A 24,347-nucleotide genomic window follows, 5' to 3' on the forward strand; every position below is an offset into this window, starting at 1 on the left:
TTGACTTACGTCAAACGGCTCAATGAATTCTGTCATTTGTTTCCGCTTTTAAAAAAGCGAAACCAAAATTATATACATATTGCTATGAACACTCTTCATCATTGATTTAATTCTTTGATTACTCACTCGAAAGTAAAGTAATTTCGATTAACTCAACACCTGTGAGTGTCCACACAGATTTCTTGTTTTATCTTGTTAAAGAGCAACTCAATATTCATAAGAGAACATGAGTACCACACTGAGCGCCGAACGCTTCCAGTTGGCTAGGGCTGCGTATTCTACGCATTTCCCGTTTCGCGTCAAGGAGTATTTTTCAACTTCTTGCTGCGCTTGAATTAAGTGCTTAAAAGCGACTCAATTCAACCCAACTTGTCAGCTGGCTTTCGCTGTCTGCCGTGTCAGTGGATGCGCATTATAGGGAGCAGGAGATTTTGTGCAAGGGCTTTTTAATGAAAAAAGATCGCATGGCGTTCTTTTAAACAATGGCGATTCTTTTACGGGCAGAGTGTCGATTAATTGGGCTTTTTACTGCCTTTATCGATAAAACCTTGGATTAGTGAGACAGCTTTGGCATCGTCCCAATCAACATAAGATCGAACAAAAGCTATCAATTGGCCCTGTTGATCGAGAATAAATGTCGCTGGAATCGTATCGAGCGGAAAAACATCCCCAAGACTTTGTGGCTGATCGTAGTAAGAGTTGAAATTTGGCATACCTAATGAGCTTAAGAACGGCTGGACCTGTTGCTTACCTTCTGCATCAATAGAGATAGGTAATAGTACGAAATCTTCAGCTTTGAACTTAGTCGCTAGCCTTTCGATTGCTGGCAGCTCCCTTACACAGGGTGGACACCAGGTCGCCCACATGTTCACCATAATGATCTTACCTTTAAATTGACTGAAGTCGATGGTTTTACCATCGACGTCATTAAAGGTGACAGGCTCTATTGGGAAAGTCTTTGGCAAGACATTGATCAAATCAACAGTTGATTCCATCGGTTTAGTCGTTTGCTGCATGCCGGGGTACGCATGCGCGACCCCACCAGCAAGTAACGAAAAGAGCGATGACAACATTAATGCCGTTATGACTTTACGCTTCATTTAGTATTACGCTTTAGCAAGGAATCTAACTCACGCTGATCTTCTTCGCTAATTTCATTCGGCACATTACCGCTGATGCGTTGTTTACGAATGAAGATAAAACCAATCACTAGCCCAATGAGTAACAAGCCAACGGGACCTAACCAAAGAATGTAGGTCTTAGTTTCCATCTTAGGCTTATAGAGTACAAACTCACCGTAACGGCTGGTCATAAACTCGATGATCTCATCATCTCCTTTGCCTTCGTCTACCATCTTGAAGACTTCAAGACGCAGATCGCGCGCAACCGGTGAGTTTGAGTCGATCAAGTTTTGGTTTTGACACTGTGGGCAACGTAGCTCATGGGCCAAAGACAAACCGCGCTTTTGATTTTCAGGCGTTTTGAATTCGTAAGTATCAACCGGTGTTGCCATAACGGCGGTCGTCATGCTGAATAACAGCACTAGACTACCAATGATTTTTGTCAGCGTTCTCATGATGCGCCATCCTTCGCCGCTTCAGCTTGTAATTGTTGGATCATAGGGTAAAGGGTTTCGCTCCATACGCGTTGGTCGATTGGACCCGCATAACGGAAGCGGATAATACCGTTGTGATCAACCACAAAACTTTCAGGTGCACCATAGACGCCAAGGTCTAATCCTAAACGGCCATCTTTATCATAGATATTGACGTTGTAGGGGTCGCCCTGACGCTTCAACTCTTCTAATGCGGGAGCACGCTCATCGCGATAGTTGATCCCGTAAATTGGCAGAAGATTTTTACGCTTTAGCATCACTAAGAAAGGATGCTCATATTTACAAGATGGACACCAAGTCGCCCACACATTAAGTAATGACACCTTACCTTTTAATTGCTCATTCGTAATGATCTCAGCTGGTGTCTCTAAGCGTTCCAGTTGGAAAGCCGGAATAGGCTTTCCTTCCAGTGCCGAATCCAATTGCTGCGGATTCAGGAATAAGCCTTTATATAGAAACACCCCCATGGCGAGAAATATGACCAATGGGATAAACAGAACCAACTTCTTCATACATTCCCCAATTATTGAGCCGTTGCCAATTTTGCCTTTTCGGCCGAAGGCGCGATGGCTGCAGTGACTTTCGCACGGTAACGTTTATCCGATGCCGCGAAGAATCCACCAATCATCATGAAAATTGCCCCAAACCATAACCAACGCACGAACGGCTTGTAGTTCAAACGAACCGCAAATTCAGTGCTGGTAATTGGATCGCCCATGGTCACATATAAGTCACGGAATAGACCCCAGTCGATACCCGCTTCTGTCATGTCCATAGTACGCACATTATATTGACGACGGTCTGGCTTGAGTAATGTCAGCAGCTCATCACCTTTGTAGACTTCTATCTGTCCCTGCATTGCAGTGTAGTTAGGACCCACTACGTTTTTGGTCTCGAGATACTTAAAGGTATAACCCGCAAGCTCTTGGCTAATACCAGGTCCCATGCGAACACTTTTCTCAATGGAGTAATTCGACACCATAGTAGCGCCAATCACAGATACAGCAATACCAAGATGCGCGAAGATCATGCCCAGCTGACTACGGCCCATACGGCTGATGCTGATATCACCTTCTTTCGACTTGACTATATTATAGGCCGCTCTAGCAGTCGCCAGGATAATCCAAGCCGCTGCCGCGATACCAAAGGCAACCCAAGTATTGAATACACCATCGACGATAAATGGCGTCACAATACCGATAGCCGCAGCAATCATTGCAGGGATCAATAACTGACGCTTAAGCTCGCCTGCTTTCGATTTTTTCCAACGGATAATTGGACCAATACCCATAAAGCCAAATAAGACTAATACGATAGGCACAAACACAGCGTTGAAGTATGGAGGTCCTACAGAGATTTTACCCATGCCGAGCGCATCGATGAGCAATGGATAGAGCGTACCCAATAGCACAGTACCTGCGGCAACGGTCAGTAACACATTACAGACCAGTAGCATGGTTTCTTTAGACTTCAGCTCGAAACGGGCTGGACTGCTCATTTCACTGGCGCGGAAGGCAAACAGTGTCAATGAACCACCAATCGCTAAGCCAAGTAACAACAGAATAAACATACCGCGGCTTGGATCGGCTGCGAATGAATGTACTGAGGTTAATACGCCTGAGCGAACAATAAAGGTACCAAGCAAACTTAAAGAGAAAGCGAAGATAGATAGTAATACGGTCCAGTTACGGAAAGCGCCGCGTTTCTCGGTCACAATCAAAGAGTGAACAAGCGCAGTACCCACTAACCAAGGCATGAAAGAGGCGTTCTCTACAGGATCCCAGAACCACCAGCCGCCCCAGCCTAATTCATAATATGCCCACCAAGAACCTAACGCGATACCTCCTGTTAGGAAGATCCAAGCGGCTAAGGTCCAAGGACGCGTCCAACGAGCCCATGCAGAATCGAGACGACCGCTCATCAGCGCGGCAATCGCAAATGCAAAGCTCACCGAGAAACCCACATAACCTAAATACAGCATAGGTGGATGGAAGATTAATCCCACATCTTGCAGCATTGGGTTCAAGTCACGGCCTTCGGCAGGGATCGGGAACAAACGTTCGAATGGACTAGAAGTAAGTAACATGAATAAGCTAAAGCCAATCACGATCAGCGCTAATACTGCCAGTACACGCGCAGTAAACACTTCCTCTAAACCTTTACTAAATAAGGCAACCGCTGCAGCCCAAGTCGATAAAGCAAACACCCAGAACAACAGTGACCCTTCATGACCGCCCCATACGGCCGATATCTTAAAGAAGATAGGTAACTGAGAATTAGAGTGATGTGCCACATAAGCGACGGAGAAATCGTCGACGGCAAAGCTATAAGCCAGTACGACAACAGATACAGTGATAAAAAAGAACATTCCGTACGTTAACGGCCAAGCATACCTAACAAGGTATTGATCTTTACGGGCAACACCTATTAGGGGGACGCTGATTAATAAGAAGGCAAAAGCCACCCCTATTATCAGCGCAAAGTGTCCAAGTTCTGGGATCATGGGTTTTCCTCAGTCTTCAATAATATGTTGATTTAGAAAGACTCTATCTCAACGCACAACATGTTATTCACGCAAATGCACGAAATGTTGCTCATTTTAGTATTTGCTATTGTTCCTGTCTGCCTCTTTCGTACAAAACTGGGTTACTTGTCTCATTCTCAATTTTAGAGGTTGTTGAAAGTCACGGAAGAGGCTCAGTTCTGCATGTGACCGACAAATGACACTTAAGTTTCATACAAAATTTACAAGAAGAATCAATTTGTGAACCAGTGCCCAACTATAAGCTTTCGGTACTGGGATTACCTTATATTACTGTTCAATGAACAATCTTTACGTATAATCTTGCTTCCAAGCCTAGCGGTTACTCCGCTTTCTGCAAACTAAAGTGAATATAGAAACAATGACGACATTTTGGATTTTTATTGCGCTTGTTATGTTAGTCGGCCTGATGCTGATTTGGATCCCGCATTTCAGACAGCAGAAGTTGCTGAAAACTGAAGAAGCCGGAGTTCGTAAACAAACGAACCTTGAATTGTTCAATGAGCGCCTGGGCGTTCTTGAAAAAGAATTAAGCGAAGAGTTACTGGATCAAGCCGAATTCGATGCATTGAAAAAAGAGCTTGAAATCAGTCTACTCCAAGACATCAAAGAAGCGAGCGATGATTCACTGGTCAACCAAATCAAGCCAAAGACGATTCTGTGGCCGTCGATCATGTCAGTTTGTTTGATTGTTATCTCAGGCTATCTCTATCAGCACTTAGGTGCCTTCGAAAATATTGAAACTGCCCAACAACCTGCTAACCCACATGCGGGAATGGATACGGCTCAAATCATGGCGCAGCGCGTACAGATGATGGAAGCCCAAGTAAAAGCCGAGCCAGAGAATAGTCAAGTATGGTTCAGCTTAGGCCACGCTTATGTATCGGCAAACCAATACGACAAAGGGATTGCGGCTTTCGATAAAGTGATGGATTTAGTCGGAAAACATGCAGAATTATTAGGCCCAAAAGCAACAGCCATGTATTACAAAGCGGGTCAGCAAATGACACCGCAAATCAAAGCGATCATCGATGAGTCTTTAGCTATGGATGCTCAAGATCCTTCAACGTTATTGCTTGTAGGTATGGATGCCTTCTTTACGGCTGATTACAAGAAAGCCATTGCCTCTTGGCAAACTATCCTTGATAGCGATCGTGCCGATGTTGATCGCGCAGCCCTAATGAATGCTATCGAAACGGCTAACTTACGTATGCAGTCTGAAACGGCGGGCATGCCAAATGATGAAGCCCACAAGCAAGTGAAAGCAAGTGCGACCAAATCAGTCAATGTCACTATATCTATCTCTGCAGAACTTGCCGCTAAAGCCAGCCCTGAAGACACTATCTTTATCTTTGCCCGTGCAACTGAAGGACCAAAAGTCCCATTAGCGGCGACCAAAGTCAGTGCTAAGTCGCTCCCAATTACGGTGACATTAGATGACAGCAGCGGTATGGGTGGTGATAAGAAGTTGAGTGACGCTACCAATGTGGAAGTGATTGCAGTGCTTTCTAAACACGGTAATATCAAACCACAAGCTGGCGATCTTCAAGGTAAGATCAGCACAGTCGCTGTCGGCGATACCGCCAACCTAGTACTTGATACCCAAGTGCAATAAACCCAGTTTATTGCAGACATAAAAAAACCGGCTTTGGCCGGTTTTTTATTAACACTGAAAAAATTACTGAGCTTTAGACATAAACTCGATAGCTGCTTTGTAATCTTCGTCAGTACAATCGGTACACATACCGCCTGGTGGCATTGCGTTTAGACCAGTTTTTACACTGTGCAGTAGAGTATCCATACCCTTAGCTAAGCGTGGTTCCCATTCTGCAGCGTTATGCGCTTTTGGAGCACCAGCAACACCCATGCTGTGGCATACGGTACATGCCTTGTTGAAAATAGCTTCAGCTTCTTGAGCTGATACGTTGACTGACATAGTCAAAGCAGCGACTGCAGTCATTGCTAACAGTTTTTTCATGTTCAATGTTCCTAATGCAAATACGTACAAAGCTCGGCGCTGCCCTTACTTAGGCAGACTCATTATAGCCGACTAAGATTACTACAAACTTCAAGAAATCTCATCTTTTTGTGATTAGAATCTCAACACAAAATGAATCAGGCGACAAGGGTGACAAATTCGTTAATATATTAGCAAGTCGTAAAAAAGTTCGATAAATATTGCGGTTATTGGAACCACATCATATTGCTGACATCTAGTGCAAACCAAGAGTAAACCCCCAATAACGTTTGTGTTAGAATCACTTGTGTTTCCTTCCGGCTTGAGATAGAGGGTTCAGTGACAAATATAACTAAAGAAACCACATTAGTGTCAGCCAGCAAGCTGACCTGTATCCGCGAAGAACGCATCCTTTTTGATGAGTTAAGTTTTGATATTAATGCCGGCGACATTGTTCAAATCGAAGGCCCTAACGGCGCAGGCAAAACCAGTTTATTACGCATATTAGCAGGTCTTTCTCGCCCTTATGCTGGGCAAACGTTTTACATAAATGAAGACATAAACCGCTGTCGTGATGAATACAATGAAGATCTCTTGTATCTCGGCCATTTGGCGGGCGTTAAATGTGAGCTGACTGCCGAAGAAAACCTTAATTTCAATTTAAGAATCAGTGGTTATGATGACTTTGATACCTCAGCCATTTTAGCCAAAGTAAACTTAACCGGTTTTGAAGAGGCGCTTGCTGGACATTTATCTGCAGGTCAGCATCGCAGAACTGCGCTATCGAGATTGTGGCATAGCAATTGTAAAATTTGGATCCTTGACGAACCTTTTACCGCGATCGATAAAAAAGGCGTCGAAGAGCTGGAGCAATTATTTATTCAGCATGCGGATAATGGCGGCTGTGTGATCCTCACAACTCACCAAGATATGGGCATTATCAAAGATGATAGGCTTCGTAAAATTCGTCTAGATTATCGCTTCATATAAGGTCAGGCTAAATGAAAAGAGGCATCAGTTTTACCCAGGCATTTTTCACCTTGCTGCAGCGAGATCTTAAAATTGCCATTCGCCACCGCGGCGACATTTTTAACCCACTGCTATTTTTTATTATGGTTGTGACCTTATTCCCACTGGGGATCGGCCCAGAGCCACAGATGTTAGCCCGTGTAGCACCCGGAATAATTTGGGTTGCAGCGTTACTAGCCTCTATGTTGTCACTTGAAAGGCTTTTCAAAGCCGACTTTAGTGATGGTAGCTTAGAACAAATGTTATTGAGTCCGCAGCCATTAGCCATTCTCGTATTAGCTAAAGTGTTAGCCCATTGGATTTTAACCGGTGTGCCACTGATTATTATCGCACCACTGTTAGCAGTATTACTGAATTTAGATGGCAATAGTTATGGTGCGTTAATATCAACGCTCGCGCTAGGCACGCCAGTATTGTCGCTATTAGGTGCCATTGGCGTGGCATTAACCGTCGGCCTTAGAAAAGGTGGTGTGTTACTCAGCTTACTTATTTTGCCCTTGTATATTCCGGTTCTCATTTTTGCAACGAGTGCCATAGACGCGGCAGGAATGAATTTACCCTATGACGGTCAGCTCGCTATAATAGGCGCTATGCTGGTCGGATCGTTAACCTTAGCACCTTTTGCAATTGGTGCATCTCTGCGAGTGAGTACTAACTAAAATGTGGAAATGGTTACACCCTTACGCGGATCCTGAACGCGCATATAAGTTATCAGGAACATTATTTCCATGGTTTGCGATTTTAGCAGGTCTGTTTATTGCTGTGGGCACAACATGGGGACTTGTATTCGCACCGACTGATTATCAGCAGGGTGATAGCTATCGCATCATCTTTATCCATGTCCCAGCAGCTTCTATGTCGATGGCAGCTTACATGGGGATGGCAACAGCGGCCTTTATCGGTCTAGTTTGGCAAATAAAACTTGCCGACTGGGCAGCGGCTTCTATTGCGCCTATTGGTGCGGTGATCACCTTTATTGCTCTCTTTACCGGTGCGGCTTGGGGCAAACCTATGTGGGGCGCTTGGTGGGTATGGGATGCACGCTTAACCTCAGAGCTAGTATTACTGTTCTTATATCTAGGTGTTATCTCACTCTATGCTTCATTTGAGGATAAAGTGCTCGCTGCTCGTGCTGCTGGGATCCTCGCGATTGTGGGTGTAATTAACATCCCAATCATCAAATACTCAGTTGAATGGTGGAGCTCATTGCATCAGCCATCGACTATCCGCATTACCGAGAAATCGACAATGTCGACGGAAATGCTCTATCCACTGTTAATCAATATGCTTGGCTTCGGTCTCATGATAGGTGCCATCACTATTGTGCGATTCAAGGCAGAAATTTTAGCAAGAAATGGCATGCGCCCTTGGGTGCGTGAACTAGCTAAGGCTGAGGAGGTCAAATAATGCAATTCGATTCGATCAGTGATTTTTTTAATATGGGCGGCTATGCATTCTATGTATGGCTATCCTACGGAGTAACCTTCTTTTGCCTGTCAACGCTTATCATTACCAGTGCACGCCAAAAGCGTAAGGTGTTAATTGAAATCGCGAAGAAGATGGATAGAGAAGAACGCCTAAAAGAAACTAGGAGTACCAAATCGTGAACCCAAGACGCAAAAAAAGACTGACGTTAGCAGTAGCATTAATCGGTGGTGTTGCCGCGATTACTTCGCTTTTGCTTTATGCGCTGAACTCCAACTTAAACTTATTTTATACACCGTCTGAAATTGTCCACGGCAAAACAGATACCGGCGTTAAACCTGAAATTGGTCAGCGCATTCGTGTCGGTGGTATGGTAACTGTTGGTTCAATGGTACGGGATCCTAAGAGTTTACATGTACAATTCGCAGTACATGATTCACTCGGCGGCGAAATACAGGTCACCTATGACGATCTCTTGCCTGACCTATTTCGTGAAGGACAAGGTATTGTGGCGCAAGGTGTGCTTGGAGCAGATGGTAAGCTAGAAGCGACTGAAGTACTGGCTAAGCATGATGAAAACTACATGCCACCAGAAGTTGCCGAAGCAATGGGCCAAAAGCATGAGAAGTTGGATTACAGCCAACAAAAGGCACCCGACACGAATTAAGCCGTTAATATAATAGCAACAACATACTAACTAAGCCTCCTAGCCTAATAACTAGTGAGGCTTTTTTATTATCTCAATCTAGATAATTAAAGGTGAACTATACTCAAGACAGCTTCAAAACCTAAGACTGCGTATGATTCAAATAAGACAACTAAACTCTAGTTTGCAACACATTCTAAGCTTCCTGATTATTTGCTTGGTAGGCATCTCTCATGAAGCCAATGCAGCTAAAGTCGTCGTCATCGAAAGCTATCATCAAGGCTATCAATGGGACCAAGAATATAGCCGAGCGATTAATGACACGCTCAGCCCTTTACACGATGTTAGCTATTTCGAAATGGATACCAAGCGCATACCAAAGGAGCAATTTGGCGAAAGAGCTGATTTAGCGTGGAAGTACATCCAAAGCCAAGTACCTCAACTGGTTATTCTCGCCGATGATAATGCGGTTAACCTGTTACATCAGCGCCTCAATGACAGCTTAATCCCTGTCGTATATCTCGGGGTGAATATGAACCCAAGGGCCTATCATCTCAACGAGCACAAGCGATTTACAGGGGTCATAGAAAGACCGCTGCTACGACGCTCTCTGCTGCTCATTCAACGCATACTCCCACAGACTATACACCGCAAAATACTCGTGCTGTTCGATCAAGGTGTGACTTCAGACTCAGCCGCAGAATACATCAACAAGCAACACTCTAGTATTTTGGGTGATATCGAAGTGAATCTGGTGCAATTGTCACAGCTAGCAGATTGGCAGCAACAGGTATTGACGGCGAAAAAGCAAGGCTATAACGCCATTGTCGTAGCGCTATACCATACAGTTAGAGATGCGGAGAATCGTTCTGTTGATGCGGATCAGCTACTAAAATGGATATCTGAACATACCCCAGTACCCAATTTCGGGTTTTGGGGATTCAGTGTCTCCGCCGAGGGTAATATTGGCGGCTACGTACTCGATGGCTATCATCATGGCAAGATAGCAGCCAATATGGCATTAAAAATACTGGCAGGCGATAAACCCGAGAATATCTTTCCAGTGACAGATGATCTTGGAAAATACATGTTTAGTCAGCAAGGCTTGGCAAGATGGAATATATCCCTACCGAAAGACATAGAGAAAAATACACTGTGGGTAGAGTAGAAAAATGGGTATAAAAAAGCCGGGCATTGCCCGGCTTTTTAAAAGTGTAACCTTAATTACTCAGCAGCTTCAACATCAACAGCTTGAGCAGCTTCTGGACGGCCAACTAGCTCGATGTAAGCCATAGGGGCTTTATCACCAGCACGTAAACCGCACTTAAGGATACGGGTATAGCCACCAGGACGTTCCTGGTAACGTGGACCCAACTCAGTAAATAACTTACCAACGACTTCAGCGTCGCGAGTACGTGCAAACGCTAAACGACGGTTTGCAACGCTGTCACTCTTAGCAAGTGTTATCAGAGGCTCAACTACGCGACGCAGTTCTTTCGCTTTAGCCACAGTTGTCTTGATGATCTCATGACGAACTAGTGAACCGGCCATGTTGCGAAACATGGCTTGGCGATGACTGCTGTTACGGTTTAGTTGACGACCACTCTTACGATGGCGCATGACCTAATCCTTATAACCTAAATCTGTACAAACCTGAGACTTATAGGTCGTCTGCTAAACTAGCTGGAGGCCAGTTTTCCAAACGCATACCTAACGACAGTCCGCGAGAAGCTAAAACGTCCTTAATTTCAGTAAGAGACTTCTTACCTAAGTTAGGGGTCTTCAGCAACTCAACTTCAGTGCGCTGTACCAGATCTCCGATGTAATGAATCGCTTCGGCTTTCAAGCAGTTAGCCGAACGTACAGTTAGCTCTAAATCGTCGACAGGACGCAGCAGAATCGGATCGAATTCCGGCTTCTCTTCTTTCAGCTCTGGCTCAGTCACGTCACGTAATTCAACAAACGCATCTAGCTGTTCAGCTAAAATTGTTGCAGAACGACGGATAGCTTCCTCAGGATCGATAGTACCGTTTGTGGTCATATCGATAACGAGTTTATCTAAGTCAGTACGCTGTTCTACACGTGCTGCTTCTACATTGTAGGCAATACGCGCAACTGGCGAGAAAGAAGCATCAACCAGCAAGCGGCCGATTGGGCGATCATCGTCTTCAGTCTGTGCACGAGCAGATGCTGGTACATAGCCACGACCACGCTCAACGCGAATACGCATGCTGATATCATTGTTACCTGTCAGGTGACAGATAATATGATCAGGATTCACGATAGTGACATCACCATCATGCGTGATATCTGCTGCGATGACAGGGCCTGCGCCGGACTTGCTCAACGTAAGCATAGCCTCGTCTTTACCCTCGATAGTCACTGCTAACCCTTTCAGGTTTAACAAGATCTCAAGGATATCTTCTTGAACGCCTTCCTTACTGCTGTATTCGTGCAGTACACCGTCAATCTCGACTTCGGTAACCGCGCAGCCGGGCATAGACGACAATAGGATGCGACGCAACGCGTTACCTAAAGTGTGGCCGAAACCACGCTCAAGTGGTTCCAATGTAACCTTGGCACGTGTTGAGTTAACCTGCTCGATATCAACGAGACGCGGTTTAAGAAATTCTGTAACAGAACCCTGCATTGTGTCCTCTCTTGTTTGTTAGCCTTACTTAGAGTAAAGCTCGACGATCAGCTGTTCGTTAATTTCCGCAGACAAATCGCTACGTTCTGGAACGCGCTTGAAAGCACCTTCCATTTTCGCGCTGTCGACTTCAACCCATGTAGGCTTCTCGCGTTGAGCTGCCACTTCTAAAGCCGCTTTAATACGAGCTTGAGTACGTGACTTCTCGCGGATGCTCACAACATCATTCGCAGACACTTTGAATGATGGAATGTTAACAACACGACCGTTAACCATAATTGATTTATGGCTCACTAGCTGACGTGATTCTGCACGAGTTGCACCGAAGCCCATACGATAAACGACGTTATCGAGACGGGTTTCTAAAAGCTGAAGCAGGTTTTCACCTGTGTTGCCTTTAGTACGTGCAGCATCTTTGTAATAGTTACGGAATTGTTTTTCTAACACACCGTAAATACGACGAACTTTTTGTTTTTCGCGTAACTGAGTACCATACTCTGACAAACGTGGCTTACGAGCGCCATGTTGTCCAGGTGCAGTTTCCAGTTTACACTTTGAATCGATTGCTCTCACACCGCTTTTTAAGAAAAGGTCTGTACCTTCTCGGCGGCTGAGCTTGAGCTTGGGACCCAAGTATCTTGCCATGATCTTTCTCCAACTATCCTAATGAAACGACGTTATACACGACGCTTTTTAGGAGGACGACAACCATTATGAGGGATCGGCGTCACATCGGTAATGTTGGTAATTTTATAACCAACAGCGTTCAGCGCACGAATGGCTGACTCACGACCTGGACCTGGACCCTTCACAAACACTTCAAGGTTTTTTAAACCGTAGTCTTGAGCAGCAGCACCTGCACGCTCAGCAGCCACCTGTGCAGCAAATGGAGTAGATTTACGTGAACCACGGAAACCTGAACCACCTGAAGTAGCCCATGACAACGCATTACCTTGACGATCTGTAATGGTGACAATAGTGTTGTTGAAAGAAGCATGGATATGAGCCATGCCATCTGCAACCTGTTTACGTACGCGCTTACGCGGAGAACGTGACGGAACTTTAGCCATTGCTTTACCTTCCCGTTACTTTCTAATTGGTTTACGTGGACCTTTACGCGTACGCGCATTGGTCTTAGTACGTTGCCCACGGAGAGGCAGGCTACGGCGATGGCGGAGACCACGATAACAACCAAGATCCATAAGACGCTTGATGTTCATTGAAATCTCACGACGTAAGTCACCTTCTACTAGGTATTTAGCGACTTCTTCGCGTAGTGTGTCTATTTGAGCTTCGCTCAATTCCTTGATCTTAGCAGTTTCAGCGATTGCTGTAGCCGCGCAGATTGCTCTAGCGCGAGTACGGCCGATGCCGAAAATTGCAGTCAATGCGATGACTGTATGCTTTTGATCAGGAATGTTAATGCCAGCGATACGGGCCACTATGCACTCCTTAAAGTTAAAGGCCAACTGCGAAAAGCCCGAAAGGATACTCGACAGTCGACAGATTTGCAAACAAAATTTTGTTCAGCCCAATTCATGGGCTGAACAAATTACTTTTTAGCCTTGACGCTGTTTGTGTTTTGGTTCAACACAGATAACGCGTACAACGCCACTACGCTTGACGATCTTGCAGTTACGGCAGATCTTCTTCACGGAAGCTCGAACTTTCATTTCATCACTCCGTAAAGCTACTTAGCGACCAAAGCGATCTAAATTCGCTTTGTTTACTAGGTTAGCTTTCTTCATCACAGACTCATACTGATGAGACATCATATGCGTCTGAACCTGAGCCATGAAGTCCATGATCACGACTACCATAATGAGTAGTGAAGTACCGCCAAAATAGAACTGTACTTTCCACGCGATTAACATGAACTCCGGAATTAAGCAGATAAAGGTTATGTATAACGCGCCTGCCAATGTCAAACGGGTCATAACTTTATCAATGTAACGCGAAGTCTGTTCTCCAGGACGGATCCCAGGGATGAATGCACCACTCTTCTTCAAGTTATCTGCTGTTTCACGTGGGTTAAACACCAACGCAGTATAGAAGAAACAGAAAAAGATAATCGCTGTTGCATATAATAATGAGTAAAGCGGTTGTCCAGGTGACACAGCCAGTGAAAAATCACTTAACCATGACATAGACTCATTTTGACCGAACCACTGAGCCAGTGTTCCAGGGAACAAAATGATGCTTGACGCAAAAATTGGCGGAATAACGCCTGCCATGTTTATTTTCAGCGGTAAGTGGGTACTTTGCGCAGCGAACACCTTACGGCCTTGCTGACGCTTAGCGTAGTTAACGACGATACGACGCTGACCACGTTCCACGAACACTACAAAATAAGTCACTGCAAACACAATTACCGCGAGCAACAACAATACTAACACATTCAAGTCACCTTGACGCGCCTGCTCAGCCGTTTGGCCGATAGCGGAAGGTAATCCAGCAACAATACCTGCGAAAATTAAAATCGAGATACCGTTACCTATACCACGTTCGGTAATCTGCTCGCCTAGCCACATAAGGAACATAGTTCCTGTCACTAAGCTCACAACCGCAACAAAGTAGAACCCAAATCCAATGTTGACCACAAGGCCTGGCACTAAGTTTGGTAACCCGGTTGCAATACCGACCGACTGGAATGTACCCAGCACTAAGGTACCCCATCTGGTATATTGACTGATTTTCTTACGTCCTGATTCGCCTTCTTTTTTCAATTCAGCGAGTGCAGGATGTACCACAGTCAACAATTGCATGATAATCGATGCCGAAATATACGGCATGATACCTAATGCAAAGATAGAGGCACGCGAAAGGGCGCCACCCGAGAACATGTTAAACATGCCCAGGATGGTCCCTTTTTGCTGAGCAAACAGCTCTGCTAATACAGCTGCGTCAATACCAGGAATTGGCACAAACGAACCGGCTCTAAAGACGATAATCGCACCAATCACGAACAGGAGGCGAGCTTTCAATTCTGAAAGTCCACCTTTCGCGCTTTTTAAATCAAGTCCTGGTTTTGCCATCGACGTATTATTCCTCGATCTTACCGCCGGCAGCTTCAATAGCTGCACGTGCACCTTTGGTTACCTTCAGACCTTTAACAGTCACAGGGCGCTCAATGGTACCTGAAAGAACAATTTTCGCAAACTGGATGTTGCGAGTTATAACGTTCGCATCTTTCAGAGCGTTTAAGTCGATAACATCACCGTTAACTTTTGCCAGTTCGAGTACACGAACTTCAGCTGTTACCATAGCGCGACGCGAGGTAAAACCAAATTTAGGTAAACGGATTTTAAGTGGCATTTGACCACCTTCAAATCCTGGGCGTACACCGCCACCAGAACGAGACTTTTGGCCTTTATGACCACGACCCGCTGTTTTACCTAGACCTGAGCCCATACCACGGCCTACACGCTTTGGTGCATGCTTAGAGCCTGCAGCTGGAGATAGAGTATTTAAACGCATCTATTAATCCTCCACCTTAACCATGTAGTAGACCTTGTTGATCATACCGCGAACAGAAGGAGTATCTTCTAATTCAACAGTGTGACCAATGCGACGCAAACCAAGACCCGTTAGGGTTGCACGGTGCTTCGGTAAACGACCGATACCGCTTTTAGTTTGAGTAACTTTTACAGTTTTAGTTGCCATGGTGCATTACCCCCGAATTTCGTCAACATTCAGGCCACGCTTAGCTGCGATTTGCGAAGGTGACTTCATGTGCACCAAAGCATCGACAGTCGCGCGAACGATGTTGATCGGGTTAGTAGAACCGTATGCTTTTGACAGAACGTTATGAACGCCTGCTACTTCCAATACGGCACGCATTGCGCCACCGGCAATAATACCAGTACCTTGTGATGCAGGTTGCATGTACACAAGAGAACCAGTATGACGACCTTTAACTGGGTGATGCAGAGTACCTGCATTCAACTCAACGGTCACAATGTTACGACGAGCTTTTTCCATAGCTTTTTGAATCGCTGCTGGAACTTCACGTGCCTTGCCATAGCCGTAGCCAATCTTACCGTTACCATCACCCACTACTGTCAGTGCTGTGAAGCTAAAGATACGACCGCCCTTAACTACTTTAGAAACACGATTAACTGCAATCAATTTCTCTTGCAGATCGTCTTTTTGCTGAGCTTCTAATTTAGCCATTTTATAACCCCTTAGAACTTCAGGCCAGCTTCACGAGCTGCATCTGCTAAAGCAGCTACACGACCGTGATACTTGAAACCAGAACGATCGAACGCAACTGAAGTTACGCCTTTTTCGATCGCGCGCTCAGCAACAAATTTACCTACTGCTTTCGCTGCGTCTACGTTACCGGTACTCTTCAGTAGCTCTTTAACCGCTTTTTCTACGGTTGAAGCAGCTGCCAACACCTGAGCTTCAGGATTGATCACCTGAGCATAAATGTGACGCGGTGTACGATGTACAACCAGACGGTTCACGCCCAGCTCTTGGATCTTCTTACGAGCGCGAGTAGCGCGACGTAAGCGAGATGTTTTCTTATCCATATCGCGTTACCTACTTCTTCTTAGCCTCTTTACGGCGTACTACTTCGTCGTCATAGCGAACACCCTTGCCTTTATATGGCTCTGGTGGACGGTATCCGCGAATCTCAGCAGCGACTTGGCCAATTAACTGTTTATCAACGCCACGTAGGACGATGTCAGTTTGGCTAGGGCACTCTGCAGTAACGCCTGCGGGCAGTTTGTGTACTAACGGATGAGAGAAACCTAAAGTAAGGTCAATGTCAGAACCGACGAGTTTAGCACGGTAACCAACGCCAACTAACTTTAATTTACGCTCAAAACCTTGAGATACACCAACAACCATGTTGTTTACTAATGCACGAGTTGTACCAGCCTGTGCCCAAGCGTTAGAAACGCCTTCAACAGGGAGGAACTTAACTACGCCAGCTTCAATAACAACATTGACCGCATTGTTGATCACTCGAGTCAGACTACCTTTTCCGCCTTTGACGGTAAGGGTCTGTTCGTTCAAGGTCACCTCTACGCCAGCTGGAATAGATACTGGTGCTTTTGCTACACGAGACATTCCTAGCTCCTTAAGCTACGTAGCAGATAACCTCGCCACCCATGCCTGCAAGGCGGGCGGCACGATCAGTCATCAAGCCTTTAGAAGTGGACACAATTGCGACACCCAGACCGCCCATCACCTTTGGAAGTTCGTTTTTACCTTTGTAAATACGAAGACCAGGGCGACTTACACGCTGGATAGTCTCAACGACTGGTTGGCCTTGGAAATACTTTAAAGTAACTTCCAGTTCAGGCTTGGCTTCATCTGCTACGGCGTAATCAGCGATATAACCTTCATCTTTAAGTAGTTTCGCAATTGCGACTTTCAACTTAGCTGAAGGCATCTTCACCGATACGTGGTTAGCAGCTTGGCCGTTACGAATACGGGTTAACATATCCGCAATAGGATCTTGCATGCTCATATTAGCTTACTCCGTGACAAGTGCTTACCAGCTGGCCTTACGCAGGCCAGGAACTTCACCACGCATGGTTGCTTCACGTAATTTGATACGGCTTAAGCCGAATTTACGTAAGAAGCCATGAGGGCGACCAGTTTGATTACAACGATTGCGTTGACGCGCAGCGCTGGAATCACGTGGTAGAGCTTGCAGCTTAAGTACCGCATCCCAACGATCTTCGTCAGAAGAAGCTGGACTTGCAATGATAGTCTTAAGAGCCGCACGCTTTTCAGCGTACTTGGCCACGAGCTGTGCACGTTTAGCTTCACGTGCTTTCATTGATGTTTTTGCCATTACGCTACCCTTATTTCTTGAATGGGAAGTTAAAAGCGTCTAACAAAGCACGACCTTCTTCATCATTCTTCGCAGTAGTAGTGATAACAATATCCATACCACGAATCTTATCGATTTTATCGTAATCGATTTCTGGGAAGATGATCTGCTCACGCACGCCCATTGCGTAGTTACCACGGCCGTCAAACGCTTTAGCGCTTAAGCCACGGAAGTCACGAATACGTGGGATTGCGATATCGACTAAACGCTCTAAGAATTCCCACATACGCTCACCGCGTAGGGTAACTTTACAGCCAATAGGGTAGCCTTCACGGATTTTAAAACCAGCAACTGACTTACGAGCTACAGTCACTACTGGTTTTTGACCAGCGATTGCAGTCATATCACGGACAGCATGGTCCATGATTTTCTTGTCTGCAACAGCTTCGCCAACACCCATGTTTAGGGTGATTTTCTCAATCCGAGGGACTTGCATGACACTGGTATAACCGAACTTTTTAGCAAGTTCAGCGACAACAGTCTCTTGGTATTTATCATGCAGTTTCGCCATCGTTTACTCCAATTACTTAACGAGTTCACTGTTCGATTTGAAGAAACGAACTTTTTTGCCGTCTTCAAAGCGGAAACCAACGCGATCAGCTTTGCCAGTGGCAGAGTTGAAAATCGCTACATTTGATGCTTGTATCGGTGCTTCTTTCTCAACAATACCGCCAGCTACGCCCAATTGTGGGTTTGGCTTTTGGTGTTTTTTGACAAGATTGATGCCTTCAACAATCAATTTACCAGTAGGAAGGACTTGAGAAACTTTTGCACGTTTACCCTTGTCTTTACCTGCTAATACAATCACTTCGTCTTCACGACGTATTTTAGCTGCCATTTTGAAGCTCCTTACAGTACTTCTGGTGCCAGCGAGACAATTTTCATAAATTGCTCATTACGCAATTCACGTGTCACTGGTCCAAAGATACGAGTACCAATCGGCTGCAGGTTGTTGTTCAAAAGAACAGCTGCATTCCGATCGAAGCGAATGACAGAACCGTCTGGACGACGTACGCCTTTCTTAGTACGGACTACCACCGCGTTATACACATCGCCTTTCTTCGCTTTAGCGCGAGGAATCGCTTCTTTAACAGAAACTTTGATGATGTCGCCGATACCGGCATAACGACGATGAGAGCCACCCAAGACCTTAATACACTGAACTCTGCGTGCGCCGCTGTTACAAGCAACGTCAAGAGTCGATTGCATTTGGATCATTTTAAGTGCTCCGCTATCGTTACTACACAATTCCCACTATGGGACAATAAAAACACTCATTTTTGCTATTAATTTAGTCAAAAATGGCGCGCAAATATAACACCATAAAAGTGGAATGTATAGTATTAAAAAACAAACGGCCCCACATTCTGGAGCCGTTTACCTAAATACCTAATTAACTTAGGCCTTTGATACTACTTCAACCAGGGTCCAAGACTTAGTCTTAGACAAAGGACGACATTCGCGAATCGCTACTAAATCGCCTTCATTGCACTGATTAGTTTCGTCATGTGCATGGATCTTCGTCGTACGCTTAATGTATTTCCCATAAATTGGGTGTTTCACTTGGCGTTCGATAGCAACAGTAATGGACTTGTCCATTTTGTTGCTAGTTACACGACCCTGCAAAGTACGGATTTTATCAGACATTATGCACCCGCCTTAGAAGTAATAATGGTCTTAACGCGCGCAATGTTACGGCGCACCAATTTCAGTTGATTAGTCTGAGTCAACTGACCAGTGGCGTGTTGCATACGCAGGTTAAACTGCTCACGCAGCAGACCAAGTAGTTCAGCGTTCAGTTCTTCAACGCTTTTTTCTCTCAGTTCGCTCGCTTTCATTACATCACCGTCTTAGTTACGAAGGTAGTCTTAATTGGAAGCTTGGCAGCAGCCAAAGCAAACGCTTCACGAGCGATCACTTCAGAAACACCATTCATCTCATAAAGAACCTTACCAGGTTGAATCTGACATACCCAGTATTCAACGTTACCCTTACCTTTACCCATACGCACTTCGAGAGGCTTAGAGGTAATCGGTTTGTCCGGGAAAACTCGAATCCAAATTTGTCCCTGACGCTTAATGTGACGTGTCATGGCACGACGTGCAGATTCGATCTGACGCGCAGTTAAACGGCCACGGCCGACTGCTTTCAGACCAAAAGTACCAAAGCTAACTTCGGTACCGTTCGCCAGACCGCGGTTGCGGCCTTTGAACATCTTGCGAAACTTCATACGTTTAGGTTGCAGCATTGCCGGCTCTCCTATTTACCACGAGGCTTGCGCTTAGGTTGCTGCTGCTTCGGTTCTTCAATCTGTGGCAGCATTCCATCTAGAACTTCACCTTTGAAGATCCAAACTTTAACGCCAATCACACCGTATTGGGTGTGACTTTCAGATGTAGAATAGTCGATATCAGCACGCAAAGTATGTAAAGGTACACGACCTTCACGATACCACTCATCACGCGCAATCTCAGCTCCGCCTAAACGGCCACTAACTTGTACTTTGATACCTTGAGCACCAATACGCATTGCGTTTTGAACTGCGCGCTTCATAGCACGACGGAACATAACACGACGCTCTAATTGCTGTGCAATTGAATCAGCAACTAACTTGGCATCTAGCTCAGGTTTACGGATCTCAGCGATGTTAATTTGAGCAGGAGTGCCAGCAAGTTTTGACACTGCAGCACGCAATACTTCAACGTCTTCACCTTTCTTACCAATCACAACACCTGGACGGGCAGTGTGAATCGTAACGCGGATGCTTTTCGCTGGACGTTCGATAACAATCTTAGATACTGAAGCAGCTTGTAATTTCTCTACAAGAAACTTACGCACTTCCCAGTCGCTGTTCAGATTATTTGCGTAATCTGATTTATCTGCGTACCAGGTAGAGATCCAAGGCTTGGTGATACCCAGACGGATACCATTAGGATGTACTTTCTGTCCCATTGCTCTCTCCTAGCGATCTGATACAACCACAGTAATGTGGCTGGTACGCTTCATGATACGATCAGCGCGGCCTTTAGCACGTGGCATGATACGCTTCATAGTTGGGCCTTCATCTACGAAGACGGCTCCTACTTTAAGCTCATCAATATCCGCGCCTTCGTTGTGTTCGGCGTTTGCGATAGCTGAGTCAAGTACTTTTTTAACCAGTACGGCGGCTTTCTTGGGGCTGAAAGTCAAAATTTCGAGTGCCTTAGCAACAGGCAAACCACGAATTTGATCAGCAACCAGACGGGCCTTCTGCGCAGACGTACGGGCAAAACGATGTTTAGCTAAAACTTCCATCTTATTCCTCCCGTATTAACGCTTCTTCGCTTTCTTATCAGCGGCATGGCCACGATAAGTGCGAGTTGGTGAAAATTCACCAAGTTTGTGGCCGATCATTTCGTCAGTTACGAACACAGGAACGTGCTGACGACCATTATGGACAGCGATGGTCAAACCAATCATATTTGGAATGATCATAGAGCGACGTGACCAAGTCTTAATAGGCTTTTTGTCACCGGCTTCCATCGCTTTCTCTACCTTCTTCAGCAAGTGCAGGTCAATGAAGGGACCTTTCTTGAGAGAACGTGGCATGGCGAATCCTCTTACTATTTATTACGACGACGTACGATGTACTTGTCAGTGCGCTTGTTACTACGAGTTTTATAACCCTTAGTTGGCACACCCCATGGAGTCACTGGGTGACGACCACCAGAAGTACGGCCTTCACCACCACCGTGTGGATGGTCTACTGGGTTCATTGCAACACCACGCACTGTAGGACGTATGCCTCTCCAGCGCTTAGCACCTGCTTTACCTAACTGGCGTAGCATGTGTTCGGCATTACCAACTTCACCAAATGTCGCGCGGCAATCAACTGGCACTTTACGCATTTCGCCAGAGCGAAGACGTAGAGTGGCATATGCGCCATCACGAGCAACAACTTGTACATAAGCACCTGCAGAACGAGCGATCTGAGCACCTTTACCAGGCTTCATTTCAACTGCGTGAACTACAGAACCTACAGGGATGTTGCGCAGTGGCATAGCGTTACCGGTTTTGATCTCGGCAGCAACACCAGACTGGATCTTATCGCCAGCTTGCATGCCTTTGGCAGCAAGAATATAACGACGCTCACCATCCGCATACAATACTAACGCGATGTTAGCAGTACGGTTTGGATCGTATTCCAGACGCTCAATCTTTGCAGGGATACCATCTTTATCGCGTTTAAAGTCGATTAGACGATAATGCTGCTTATGACCACCACCTACGTGACGGACAGTGATACGGCCAGTATTGTTACGGCCACCACTTTTAGATTTTTTCGCCAACAGGCCAGCAAAGGGTTTACCCTTATGCAGGTCAGTGTTCACCACTTTAACTACGTGGCGACGACCTGGAGAGGTTGGCTTACACTTAATAACTGCCATGATAATTCTCCTTTGCTTACTCAGCGCCGCCGACGAAATCGATGTCAGCACCAGCAGCTAGAGTTACATAGGCTTTTTTCCAATCGCTACGACGACCAGTACGGCCACCAGTGCGTTTAGTTTTGCCTTTGCTTACTAAAGTGCGAACTGAATCAACTTCAACTTCAAATAGCTTAGCAACAGCAGCTTTAATTTCAGCTTTAGTTGCATCGATAGCTACGCGGAAAACAACAGTGTTGTGCTTCTCAGCGTTCACAGTGCTCTTTTCAGAGATATGTGGAGCGAGAATAACTTTTAGCAAACGTTCTTCGCGGATCATCATGCTAGCATCTCCTCGATTTGCTTCACTGCGTCAGCAGTCACAAGCACAGTGTTGAATGCGATCAGACTCACTGGGTCTAGACCCGCTACATCACGAACGTCAACCTTGTACAGGTTACGAGCTGCTAAGAATAAGTTCTCATCAACTTCTGCAGTCACAATCAGAACGTCTTCAAGGTTCATTGCTTTCAATTTAGCTTTCAGCTCTTTAGTTTTAGGAGCTTCAACACCGAAAGATTCAACAATAACCAAACGCTCTTGACGTACCAATTCAGACAGAATGCTTCTCAGCGCGCCGCGGTACATCTTTTTGTTAACTTTTTGGCTATGATCTTGGGTTTTAGCAGCGAATGTTACGCCACCGCCACGCCAGATTGGGCCTTTAACAGAACCAGCACGAGCACGGCCAGTTCCTTTTTGGCGCCAAGGCTTTTTGCCTGAGCCAGTTACTTCCGCACGAGTCTTTTGAGCACGAGTGCCCTGACGCGCGTTTGCAGCGTATGCTACAACTACCTGATGAACCAGTGCCTCGTTAAAGTCACGGCCGAAGGTAGTTTCGGAAACTTCAAGAGCGCTTTGCGCGTCTTTCAATACCAATTCCATTACTATCTCCTCAGACCTTAAGCTTTAACGGCAGGCTTGATAATCAAGTCGCCATTGGTAGCGCCAGGAACAGCGCCACGGACTAGTAGCAGGTTACGCTCAACATCTACACGAACTACAACTAGATTTTGAGTAGTAACACGCTCGGCACCCATATGGCCTGACATTTTTTTGCCTTTGAATACGCGACCAGGCGTTTGGTTCTGACCGATAGAACCATTCGAGCGGTGCGACAAAGAGTTACCGTGAGTCATATCTTGAGTACGGAAGTTCCAACGCTTAACACCGCCTTGGAAGCCTTTACCTTTTGATTGACCAGTAACATCTACTTTCGCTACGTCTGCGAAAATATCAACATTTAGCTCAGCACCAACTTCAATGCCCTCGCCTTCACCGTCTACCAAACGCATTTCCCACAAACCACGACCGGCTTCAACACCGCTCTTGGCAAAGTGACCTGCTTCTGGTTTAGTGATGCGATTGGCTTTTTTGGTGCCAGTTGTAACTTGAAGTGCACGGTAGCCGTCAGTTTCTAAAGTTTTCACTTGAGTAACACGGTTGCCTGCAACTTCAATTACAGTAACTGGTATTGAAACACCATCTTCAGTGAAGATGCGAGTCATACCAACTTTACGACCAATAAGACCGATAGCCATCTCTCAAACCTCTTCTTACTAGGATCTCAATTAACCCAAGCTAATCTGTACGTCGACACCAGCCGCAAGATCTAAACGCATTAACGCGTCAACAGTCTTTTCAGTTGGCTCTACGATGTCAACCAGGCGCTTGTGTGTACGTAATTCGTACTGGTCACGAGCATCTTTATTAACGTGCGGAGAGATCAAAATGGTATAACGCTCTTTGCGAGTAGGTAGTGGAATTGGACCACGAACCTGCGCGCCTGTACGCTTAGCAGTTTCAACGATTTCCGCTGTAGACTGATCAATTAAGCGATGATCAAATCCCTTTAAGCGGATACGGATTCTTTGGTTCTGCATTGACCAGAGCTCCTAAAATGGACATATAAAAAATCACCCTCTAGCTTCTTCTATATAGAAAAGCAGAGCGAGATGATTTAACCGTTCGACTCCCAATCGGAGCCGCTATGATAATGATTAACTTCAGCGACTAATCATTTAATTCGCCAACCTAAGTCGACGAGGGGGCCATTATACCTATCTAAATCCGGATATCAAGCCCGCTGTGTAAATAGTCATCAAATAACTATTCAACTTCAGAGTGGCGAGCATTTTACACAAATCTGTAGATAAAACTAGCCCT

General features: G+C 45.6%; 40 protein-coding genes. 7 read left to right on the plus strand and 33 right to left on the minus strand.

Annotated features, from left to right (window positions below; genetic code table 11):
- Positions 1 to 512: 512 nt before the first annotated feature.
- The 4 genes from Q4Q54_RS20985 to Q4Q54_RS21000 are packed head-to-tail and all read right to left on the minus strand — an operon-like array spanning position 513 to position 4,118.
- On the minus strand, positions 513 to 1,100 hold the full coding sequence (locus Q4Q54_RS20985; RefSeq protein WP_311989492.1) for a TlpA disulfide reductase family protein: 588 nt from the start codon (positions 1,098 to 1,100) through the stop codon (positions 513 to 515).
- The gene (nrfF, locus tag Q4Q54_RS20990; protein ID WP_268650091.1) at positions 1,097 to 1,576 is read right to left on the minus strand and encodes a heme lyase NrfEFG subunit NrfF; all 480 of its coding nucleotides are present in this window, start codon (positions 1,574 to 1,576) and stop codon (positions 1,097 to 1,099) included. The genes Q4Q54_RS20985 and nrfF overlap by 4 nt, the downstream gene beginning before the upstream one ends.
- Entirely contained in the window at positions 1,573 to 2,127 is a 555-nt protein-coding gene (locus Q4Q54_RS20995) for a DsbE family thiol:disulfide interchange protein (protein WP_006079711.1), read from the minus strand. Before Q4Q54_RS20995 ends, nrfF begins: the two co-directional genes overlap by 4 nt.
- An 11-nt stretch (positions 2,128 to 2,138) precedes the next feature.
- A complete protein-coding gene (locus tag Q4Q54_RS21000; RefSeq protein WP_311989493.1) occupies positions 2,139 to 4,118 on the minus strand; it encodes a heme lyase CcmF/NrfE family subunit in 1,980 nt (659 codons plus the stop codon).
- Positions 4,119 to 4,518: 400 nt separating this feature from the next.
- Here Q4Q54_RS21000 and ccmI point away from each other — a divergent pair, with 400 nt between their 5' ends.
- Positions 4,519 to 5,772 carry a c-type cytochrome biogenesis protein CcmI gene (ccmI, locus tag Q4Q54_RS21005; protein ID WP_311989495.1) on the plus strand — a complete coding sequence of 418 codons (1,254 nt, stop codon included), beginning with the start codon at positions 4,519 to 4,521 and terminating at the stop codon, positions 5,770 to 5,772.
- Positions 5,773 to 5,835: 63 nt separating this feature from the next.
- Here ccmI and Q4Q54_RS21010 read toward each other — a convergent pair whose 3' ends face one another.
- A complete protein-coding gene (locus Q4Q54_RS21010; protein ID WP_006086491.1) occupies positions 5,836 to 6,135 on the minus strand; it encodes a c-type cytochrome in 300 nt (99 codons plus the stop codon).
- A gap of 318 nt (positions 6,136 to 6,453) precedes the next feature.
- On the opposite strand from Q4Q54_RS21010, the gene ccmA reads away from it, so the two are divergent.
- The 6 genes from ccmA to Q4Q54_RS21040 all read left to right on the plus strand — a co-directional run bounded on the left by ccmA (position 6,454) and on the right by Q4Q54_RS21040 (position 10,382).
- Complete coding sequence (gene ccmA, locus Q4Q54_RS21015; protein WP_220591702.1) at positions 6,454 to 7,104, plus strand: cytochrome c biogenesis heme-transporting ATPase CcmA; 651 nt, start codon at positions 6,454 to 6,456, stop codon at positions 7,102 to 7,104.
- Positions 7,105 to 7,115: 11 nt separating this feature from the next.
- Positions 7,116 to 7,802, plus strand: a complete 687-nt coding sequence (gene ccmB, locus Q4Q54_RS21020; protein ID WP_006079706.1) for a heme exporter protein CcmB — start codon at positions 7,116 to 7,118, stop codon at positions 7,800 to 7,802.
- 1 nt (position 7,803) lies between these two features.
- Positions 7,804 to 8,550, plus strand: a complete 747-nt coding sequence (locus tag Q4Q54_RS21025) for a heme ABC transporter permease (RefSeq protein WP_220591701.1) — start codon at positions 7,804 to 7,806, stop codon at positions 8,548 to 8,550.
- The gene (ccmD, locus tag Q4Q54_RS21030; protein WP_011982116.1) at positions 8,550 to 8,750 is read left to right on the plus strand and encodes a heme exporter protein CcmD; all 201 of its coding nucleotides are present in this window, start codon (positions 8,550 to 8,552) and stop codon (positions 8,748 to 8,750) included. Before Q4Q54_RS21025 ends, ccmD begins: the two co-directional genes overlap by 1 nt.
- Complete coding sequence (gene ccmE, locus Q4Q54_RS21035) at positions 8,747 to 9,235, plus strand: cytochrome c maturation protein CcmE (RefSeq protein WP_220591699.1); 489 nt, start codon at positions 8,747 to 8,749, stop codon at positions 9,233 to 9,235. Before ccmD ends, ccmE begins: the two co-directional genes overlap by 4 nt.
- A gap of 196 nt (positions 9,236 to 9,431) precedes the next feature.
- Positions 9,432 to 10,382 (plus strand): ABC transporter substrate binding protein, encoded by a 951-nt coding sequence (locus Q4Q54_RS21040; RefSeq protein WP_311989494.1) that lies wholly within the window; start codon positions 9,432 to 9,434, stop codon positions 10,380 to 10,382.
- A gap of 56 nt (positions 10,383 to 10,438) precedes the next feature.
- On the opposite strand, the gene rplQ is transcribed toward Q4Q54_RS21040, so the two are convergent.
- The 28 genes from rplQ to rpsJ form a co-directional block, all read right to left on the minus strand.
- Complete coding sequence (rplQ, locus tag Q4Q54_RS21045; protein ID WP_006083573.1) at positions 10,439 to 10,834, minus strand: 50S ribosomal protein L17; 396 nt, start codon at positions 10,832 to 10,834, stop codon at positions 10,439 to 10,441.
- Positions 10,835 to 10,874: 40 nt separating this feature from the next.
- Positions 10,875 to 11,864: a DNA-directed RNA polymerase subunit alpha gene (locus Q4Q54_RS21050; protein ID WP_006083574.1), complete on the minus strand. Its 990-nt coding sequence runs from the start codon at positions 11,862 to 11,864 to the stop codon at positions 10,875 to 10,877.
- A 24-nt stretch (positions 11,865 to 11,888) separates the two neighbouring features.
- Positions 11,889 to 12,509 (minus strand): 30S ribosomal protein S4, encoded by a 621-nt coding sequence (gene rpsD / locus Q4Q54_RS21055; RefSeq protein ID WP_106648456.1) that lies wholly within the window; start codon positions 12,507 to 12,509, stop codon positions 11,889 to 11,891.
- A gap of 32 nt (positions 12,510 to 12,541) precedes the next feature.
- Positions 12,542 to 12,934, minus strand: a complete 393-nt coding sequence (gene rpsK, locus Q4Q54_RS21060) for a 30S ribosomal protein S11 (RefSeq protein ID WP_006083577.1) — start codon at positions 12,932 to 12,934, stop codon at positions 12,542 to 12,544.
- Positions 12,935 to 12,949: 15 nt separating this feature from the next.
- A complete protein-coding gene (rpsM, locus tag Q4Q54_RS21065; protein ID WP_011787581.1) occupies positions 12,950 to 13,306 on the minus strand; it encodes a 30S ribosomal protein S13 in 357 nt (118 codons plus the stop codon).
- Positions 13,307 to 13,423: 117 nt separating this feature from the next.
- The gene (gene rpmJ, locus Q4Q54_RS21070; protein WP_006083579.1) at positions 13,424 to 13,537 is read right to left on the minus strand and encodes a 50S ribosomal protein L36; all 114 of its coding nucleotides are present in this window, start codon (positions 13,535 to 13,537) and stop codon (positions 13,424 to 13,426) included.
- Positions 13,538 to 13,558: 21 nt separating this feature from the next.
- Complete coding sequence (gene secY / locus Q4Q54_RS21075; protein ID WP_006083580.1) at positions 13,559 to 14,899, minus strand: preprotein translocase subunit SecY; 1,341 nt, start codon at positions 14,897 to 14,899, stop codon at positions 13,559 to 13,561.
- A gap of 7 nt (positions 14,900 to 14,906) precedes the next feature.
- The gene (rplO, locus tag Q4Q54_RS21080) at positions 14,907 to 15,341 is read right to left on the minus strand and encodes a 50S ribosomal protein L15 (RefSeq protein ID WP_006083581.1); all 435 of its coding nucleotides are present in this window, start codon (positions 15,339 to 15,341) and stop codon (positions 14,907 to 14,909) included.
- 3 nt (positions 15,342 to 15,344) lie between these two features.
- Complete coding sequence (rpmD, locus tag Q4Q54_RS21085) at positions 15,345 to 15,527, minus strand: 50S ribosomal protein L30 (protein WP_006083582.1); 183 nt, start codon at positions 15,525 to 15,527, stop codon at positions 15,345 to 15,347.
- A 6-nt stretch (positions 15,528 to 15,533) separates the two neighbouring features.
- Positions 15,534 to 16,037, minus strand: a complete 504-nt coding sequence (gene rpsE, locus Q4Q54_RS21090) for a 30S ribosomal protein S5 (RefSeq protein WP_006083583.1) — start codon at positions 16,035 to 16,037, stop codon at positions 15,534 to 15,536.
- 11 nt (positions 16,038 to 16,048) lie between these two features.
- Positions 16,049 to 16,399 (minus strand): 50S ribosomal protein L18, encoded by a 351-nt coding sequence (rplR, locus tag Q4Q54_RS21095; RefSeq protein WP_006083584.1) that lies wholly within the window; start codon positions 16,397 to 16,399, stop codon positions 16,049 to 16,051.
- A gap of 10 nt (positions 16,400 to 16,409) precedes the next feature.
- Positions 16,410 to 16,943 carry a 50S ribosomal protein L6 gene (rplF, locus tag Q4Q54_RS21100; protein WP_006083585.1) on the minus strand — a complete coding sequence of 178 codons (534 nt, stop codon included), beginning with the start codon at positions 16,941 to 16,943 and terminating at the stop codon, positions 16,410 to 16,412.
- A 10-nt stretch (positions 16,944 to 16,953) separates the two neighbouring features.
- Positions 16,954 to 17,346 (minus strand): 30S ribosomal protein S8, encoded by a 393-nt coding sequence (gene rpsH, locus Q4Q54_RS21105; RefSeq protein ID WP_006083586.1) that lies wholly within the window; start codon positions 17,344 to 17,346, stop codon positions 16,954 to 16,956.
- Between the two features lie 24 nt (positions 17,347 to 17,370).
- Positions 17,371 to 17,676, minus strand: coding sequence for a 30S ribosomal protein S14 (gene rpsN, locus Q4Q54_RS21110; protein WP_006083587.1), 306 nt, complete (start codon positions 17,674 to 17,676; stop codon positions 17,371 to 17,373).
- 10 nt (positions 17,677 to 17,686) lie between these two features.
- Entirely contained in the window at positions 17,687 to 18,226 is a 540-nt protein-coding gene (gene rplE, locus Q4Q54_RS21115; RefSeq protein ID WP_006083588.1) for a 50S ribosomal protein L5, read from the minus strand.
- 12 nt (positions 18,227 to 18,238) lie between these two features.
- Positions 18,239 to 18,553: a 50S ribosomal protein L24 gene (gene rplX / locus Q4Q54_RS21120; RefSeq protein ID WP_006083589.1), complete on the minus strand. Its 315-nt coding sequence runs from the start codon at positions 18,551 to 18,553 to the stop codon at positions 18,239 to 18,241.
- 11 nt (positions 18,554 to 18,564) lie between these two features.
- Positions 18,565 to 18,933, minus strand: a complete 369-nt coding sequence (gene rplN / locus Q4Q54_RS21125; protein WP_006083590.1) for a 50S ribosomal protein L14 — start codon at positions 18,931 to 18,933, stop codon at positions 18,565 to 18,567.
- 180 nt (positions 18,934 to 19,113) lie between these two features.
- On the minus strand, positions 19,114 to 19,362 hold the full coding sequence (gene rpsQ / locus Q4Q54_RS21130; protein WP_006083591.1) for a 30S ribosomal protein S17: 249 nt from the start codon (positions 19,360 to 19,362) through the stop codon (positions 19,114 to 19,116).
- Positions 19,362 to 19,553 (minus strand): 50S ribosomal protein L29, encoded by a 192-nt coding sequence (gene rpmC / locus Q4Q54_RS21135; RefSeq protein ID WP_006083592.1) that lies wholly within the window; start codon positions 19,551 to 19,553, stop codon positions 19,362 to 19,364. The genes rpsQ and rpmC overlap by 1 nt, the downstream gene beginning before the upstream one ends.
- On the minus strand, positions 19,553 to 19,963 hold the full coding sequence (rplP, locus tag Q4Q54_RS21140) for a 50S ribosomal protein L16 (protein ID WP_006083593.1): 411 nt from the start codon (positions 19,961 to 19,963) through the stop codon (positions 19,553 to 19,555). The genes rpmC and rplP overlap by 1 nt, the downstream gene beginning before the upstream one ends.
- Positions 19,964 to 19,974: 11 nt before the next feature.
- Positions 19,975 to 20,667: a 30S ribosomal protein S3 gene (rpsC, locus tag Q4Q54_RS21145; RefSeq protein ID WP_011787574.1), complete on the minus strand. Its 693-nt coding sequence runs from the start codon at positions 20,665 to 20,667 to the stop codon at positions 19,975 to 19,977.
- 9 nt (positions 20,668 to 20,676) lie between these two features.
- A complete protein-coding gene (rplV, locus tag Q4Q54_RS21150) occupies positions 20,677 to 21,009 on the minus strand; it encodes a 50S ribosomal protein L22 (RefSeq protein WP_006083595.1) in 333 nt (110 codons plus the stop codon).
- Positions 21,010 to 21,024: 15 nt separating this feature from the next.
- Positions 21,025 to 21,303: a 30S ribosomal protein S19 gene (gene rpsS, locus Q4Q54_RS21155; RefSeq protein ID WP_006083596.1), complete on the minus strand. Its 279-nt coding sequence runs from the start codon at positions 21,301 to 21,303 to the stop codon at positions 21,025 to 21,027.
- A gap of 14 nt (positions 21,304 to 21,317) precedes the next feature.
- Positions 21,318 to 22,142 carry a 50S ribosomal protein L2 gene (gene rplB / locus Q4Q54_RS21160; RefSeq protein WP_006083597.1) on the minus strand — a complete coding sequence of 275 codons (825 nt, stop codon included), beginning with the start codon at positions 22,140 to 22,142 and terminating at the stop codon, positions 21,318 to 21,320.
- 16 nt (positions 22,143 to 22,158) lie between these two features.
- Positions 22,159 to 22,461, minus strand: a complete 303-nt coding sequence (rplW, locus tag Q4Q54_RS21165) for a 50S ribosomal protein L23 (RefSeq protein ID WP_025008843.1) — start codon at positions 22,459 to 22,461, stop codon at positions 22,159 to 22,161.
- Positions 22,461 to 23,066, minus strand: a complete 606-nt coding sequence (gene rplD, locus Q4Q54_RS21170; RefSeq protein ID WP_113941598.1) for a 50S ribosomal protein L4 — start codon at positions 23,064 to 23,066, stop codon at positions 22,461 to 22,463. Before rplD ends, rplW begins: the two co-directional genes overlap by 1 nt.
- A gap of 17 nt (positions 23,067 to 23,083) precedes the next feature.
- On the minus strand, positions 23,084 to 23,722 hold the full coding sequence (rplC, locus tag Q4Q54_RS21175; RefSeq protein WP_006083600.1) for a 50S ribosomal protein L3: 639 nt from the start codon (positions 23,720 to 23,722) through the stop codon (positions 23,084 to 23,086).
- Between the two features lie 30 nt (positions 23,723 to 23,752).
- Positions 23,753 to 24,064 (minus strand): 30S ribosomal protein S10, encoded by a 312-nt coding sequence (rpsJ, locus tag Q4Q54_RS21180; protein WP_006083601.1) that lies wholly within the window; start codon positions 24,062 to 24,064, stop codon positions 23,753 to 23,755.
- Between the last annotated feature and the right edge of the window lie 283 nt (positions 24,065 to 24,347).

Source organism: Shewanella sp. SP2S2-4 (assembly GCF_031932025.1).
Lineage (GTDB): Bacteria > Pseudomonadota > Gammaproteobacteria > Enterobacterales > Shewanellaceae > Shewanella > Shewanella baltica.

Coding starts and splice junctions, on each gene's coding strand:
- Q4Q54_RS20985 (WP_311989492.1), bottom strand. CDS start 1,100: ATGAAGCGTAAAGTCATAACGGCATTAATGTTGTCATCGCTCTTTTCG.
- nrfF (WP_268650091.1), bottom strand. CDS start 1,576: ATGAGAACGCTGACAAAAATCATTGGTAGTCTAGTGCTGTTATTCAGC.
- Q4Q54_RS20995 (WP_006079711.1), bottom strand. CDS start 2,127: ATGAAGAAGTTGGTTCTGTTTATCCCATTGGTCATATTTCTCGCCATG.
- Q4Q54_RS21000 (WP_311989493.1), bottom strand. CDS start 4,118: ATGATCCCAGAACTTGGACACTTTGCGCTGATAATAGGGGTGGCTTTT.
- ccmI (WP_311989495.1), top strand. CDS start 4,519: ATGACGACATTTTGGATTTTTATTGCGCTTGTTATGTTAGTCGGCCTG.
- Q4Q54_RS21010 (WP_006086491.1), bottom strand. CDS start 6,135: ATGAAAAAACTGTTAGCAATGACTGCAGTCGCTGCTTTGACTATGTCA.
- ccmB (WP_006079706.1), top strand. CDS start 7,116: ATGAAAAGAGGCATCAGTTTTACCCAGGCATTTTTCACCTTGCTGCAG.
- Q4Q54_RS21025 (WP_220591701.1), top strand. CDS start 7,804: ATGTGGAAATGGTTACACCCTTACGCGGATCCTGAACGCGCATATAAG.
- ccmD (WP_011982116.1), top strand. CDS start 8,550: ATGCAATTCGATTCGATCAGTGATTTTTTTAATATGGGCGGCTATGCA.
- rplQ (WP_006083573.1), bottom strand. CDS start 10,834: ATGCGCCATCGTAAGAGTGGTCGTCAACTAAACCGTAACAGCAGTCAT.
- Q4Q54_RS21050 (WP_006083574.1), bottom strand. CDS start 11,864: ATGCAGGGTTCTGTTACAGAATTTCTTAAACCGCGTCTCGTTGATATC.
- rpsD (WP_106648456.1), bottom strand. CDS start 12,509: ATGGCAAGATACTTGGGTCCCAAGCTCAAGCTCAGCCGCCGAGAAGGT.
- rpsK (WP_006083577.1), bottom strand. CDS start 12,934: ATGGCTAAAGTTCCGTCACGTTCTCCGCGTAAGCGCGTACGTAAACAG.
- rpmJ (WP_006083579.1), bottom strand. CDS start 13,537: ATGAAAGTTCGAGCTTCCGTGAAGAAGATCTGCCGTAACTGCAAGATC.
- secY (WP_006083580.1), bottom strand. CDS start 14,899: ATGGCAAAACCAGGACTTGATTTAAAAAGCGCGAAAGGTGGACTTTCA.
- rplO (WP_006083581.1), bottom strand. CDS start 15,341: ATGCGTTTAAATACTCTATCTCCAGCTGCAGGCTCTAAGCATGCACCA.
- rpmD (WP_006083582.1), bottom strand. CDS start 15,527: ATGGCAACTAAAACTGTAAAAGTTACTCAAACTAAAAGCGGTATCGGT.
- rpsE (WP_006083583.1), bottom strand. CDS start 16,037: ATGGCTAAATTAGAAGCTCAGCAAAAAGACGATCTGCAAGAGAAATTG.
- rplR (WP_006083584.1), bottom strand. CDS start 16,399: ATGGATAAGAAAACATCTCGCTTACGTCGCGCTACTCGCGCTCGTAAG.
- rplF (WP_006083585.1), bottom strand. CDS start 16,943: ATGTCTCGTGTAGCAAAAGCACCAGTATCTATTCCAGCTGGCGTAGAG.
- rpsH (WP_006083586.1), bottom strand. CDS start 17,346: ATGAGCATGCAAGATCCTATTGCGGATATGTTAACCCGTATTCGTAAC.
- rpsN (WP_006083587.1), bottom strand. CDS start 17,676: ATGGCAAAAACATCAATGAAAGCACGTGAAGCTAAACGTGCACAGCTC.
- rplE (WP_006083588.1), bottom strand. CDS start 18,226: ATGGCGAAACTGCATGATAAATACCAAGAGACTGTTGTCGCTGAACTT.
- rplX (WP_006083589.1), bottom strand. CDS start 18,553: ATGGCAGCTAAAATACGTCGTGAAGACGAAGTGATTGTATTAGCAGGT.
- rplN (WP_006083590.1), bottom strand. CDS start 18,933: ATGATCCAAATGCAATCGACTCTTGACGTTGCTTGTAACAGCGGCGCA.
- rpsQ (WP_006083591.1), bottom strand. CDS start 19,362: ATGTCTGATAAAATCCGTACTTTGCAGGGTCGTGTAACTAGCAACAAA.
- rpmC (WP_006083592.1), bottom strand. CDS start 19,553: ATGAAAGCGAGCGAACTGAGAGAAAAAAGCGTTGAAGAACTGAACGCT.
- rplP (WP_006083593.1), bottom strand. CDS start 19,963: ATGCTGCAACCTAAACGTATGAAGTTTCGCAAGATGTTCAAAGGCCGC.
- rpsC (WP_011787574.1), bottom strand. CDS start 20,667: ATGGGACAGAAAGTACATCCTAATGGTATCCGTCTGGGTATCACCAAG.
- rplV (WP_006083595.1), bottom strand. CDS start 21,009: ATGGAAGTTTTAGCTAAACATCGTTTTGCCCGTACGTCTGCGCAGAAG.
- rpsS (WP_006083596.1), bottom strand. CDS start 21,303: ATGCCACGTTCTCTCAAGAAAGGTCCCTTCATTGACCTGCACTTGCTG.
- rplB (WP_006083597.1), bottom strand. CDS start 22,142: ATGGCAGTTATTAAGTGTAAGCCAACCTCTCCAGGTCGTCGCCACGTA.
- rplW (WP_025008843.1), bottom strand. CDS start 22,461: ATGATCCGCGAAGAACGTTTGCTAAAAGTTATTCTCGCTCCACATATC.
- rplD (WP_113941598.1), bottom strand. CDS start 23,066: ATGGAATTGGTATTGAAAGACGCGCAAAGCGCTCTTGAAGTTTCCGAA.
- rplC (WP_006083600.1), bottom strand. CDS start 23,722: ATGGCTATCGGTCTTATTGGTCGTAAAGTTGGTATGACTCGCATCTTC.
- rpsJ (WP_006083601.1), bottom strand. CDS start 24,064: ATGCAGAACCAAAGAATCCGTATCCGCTTAAAGGGATTTGATCATCGC.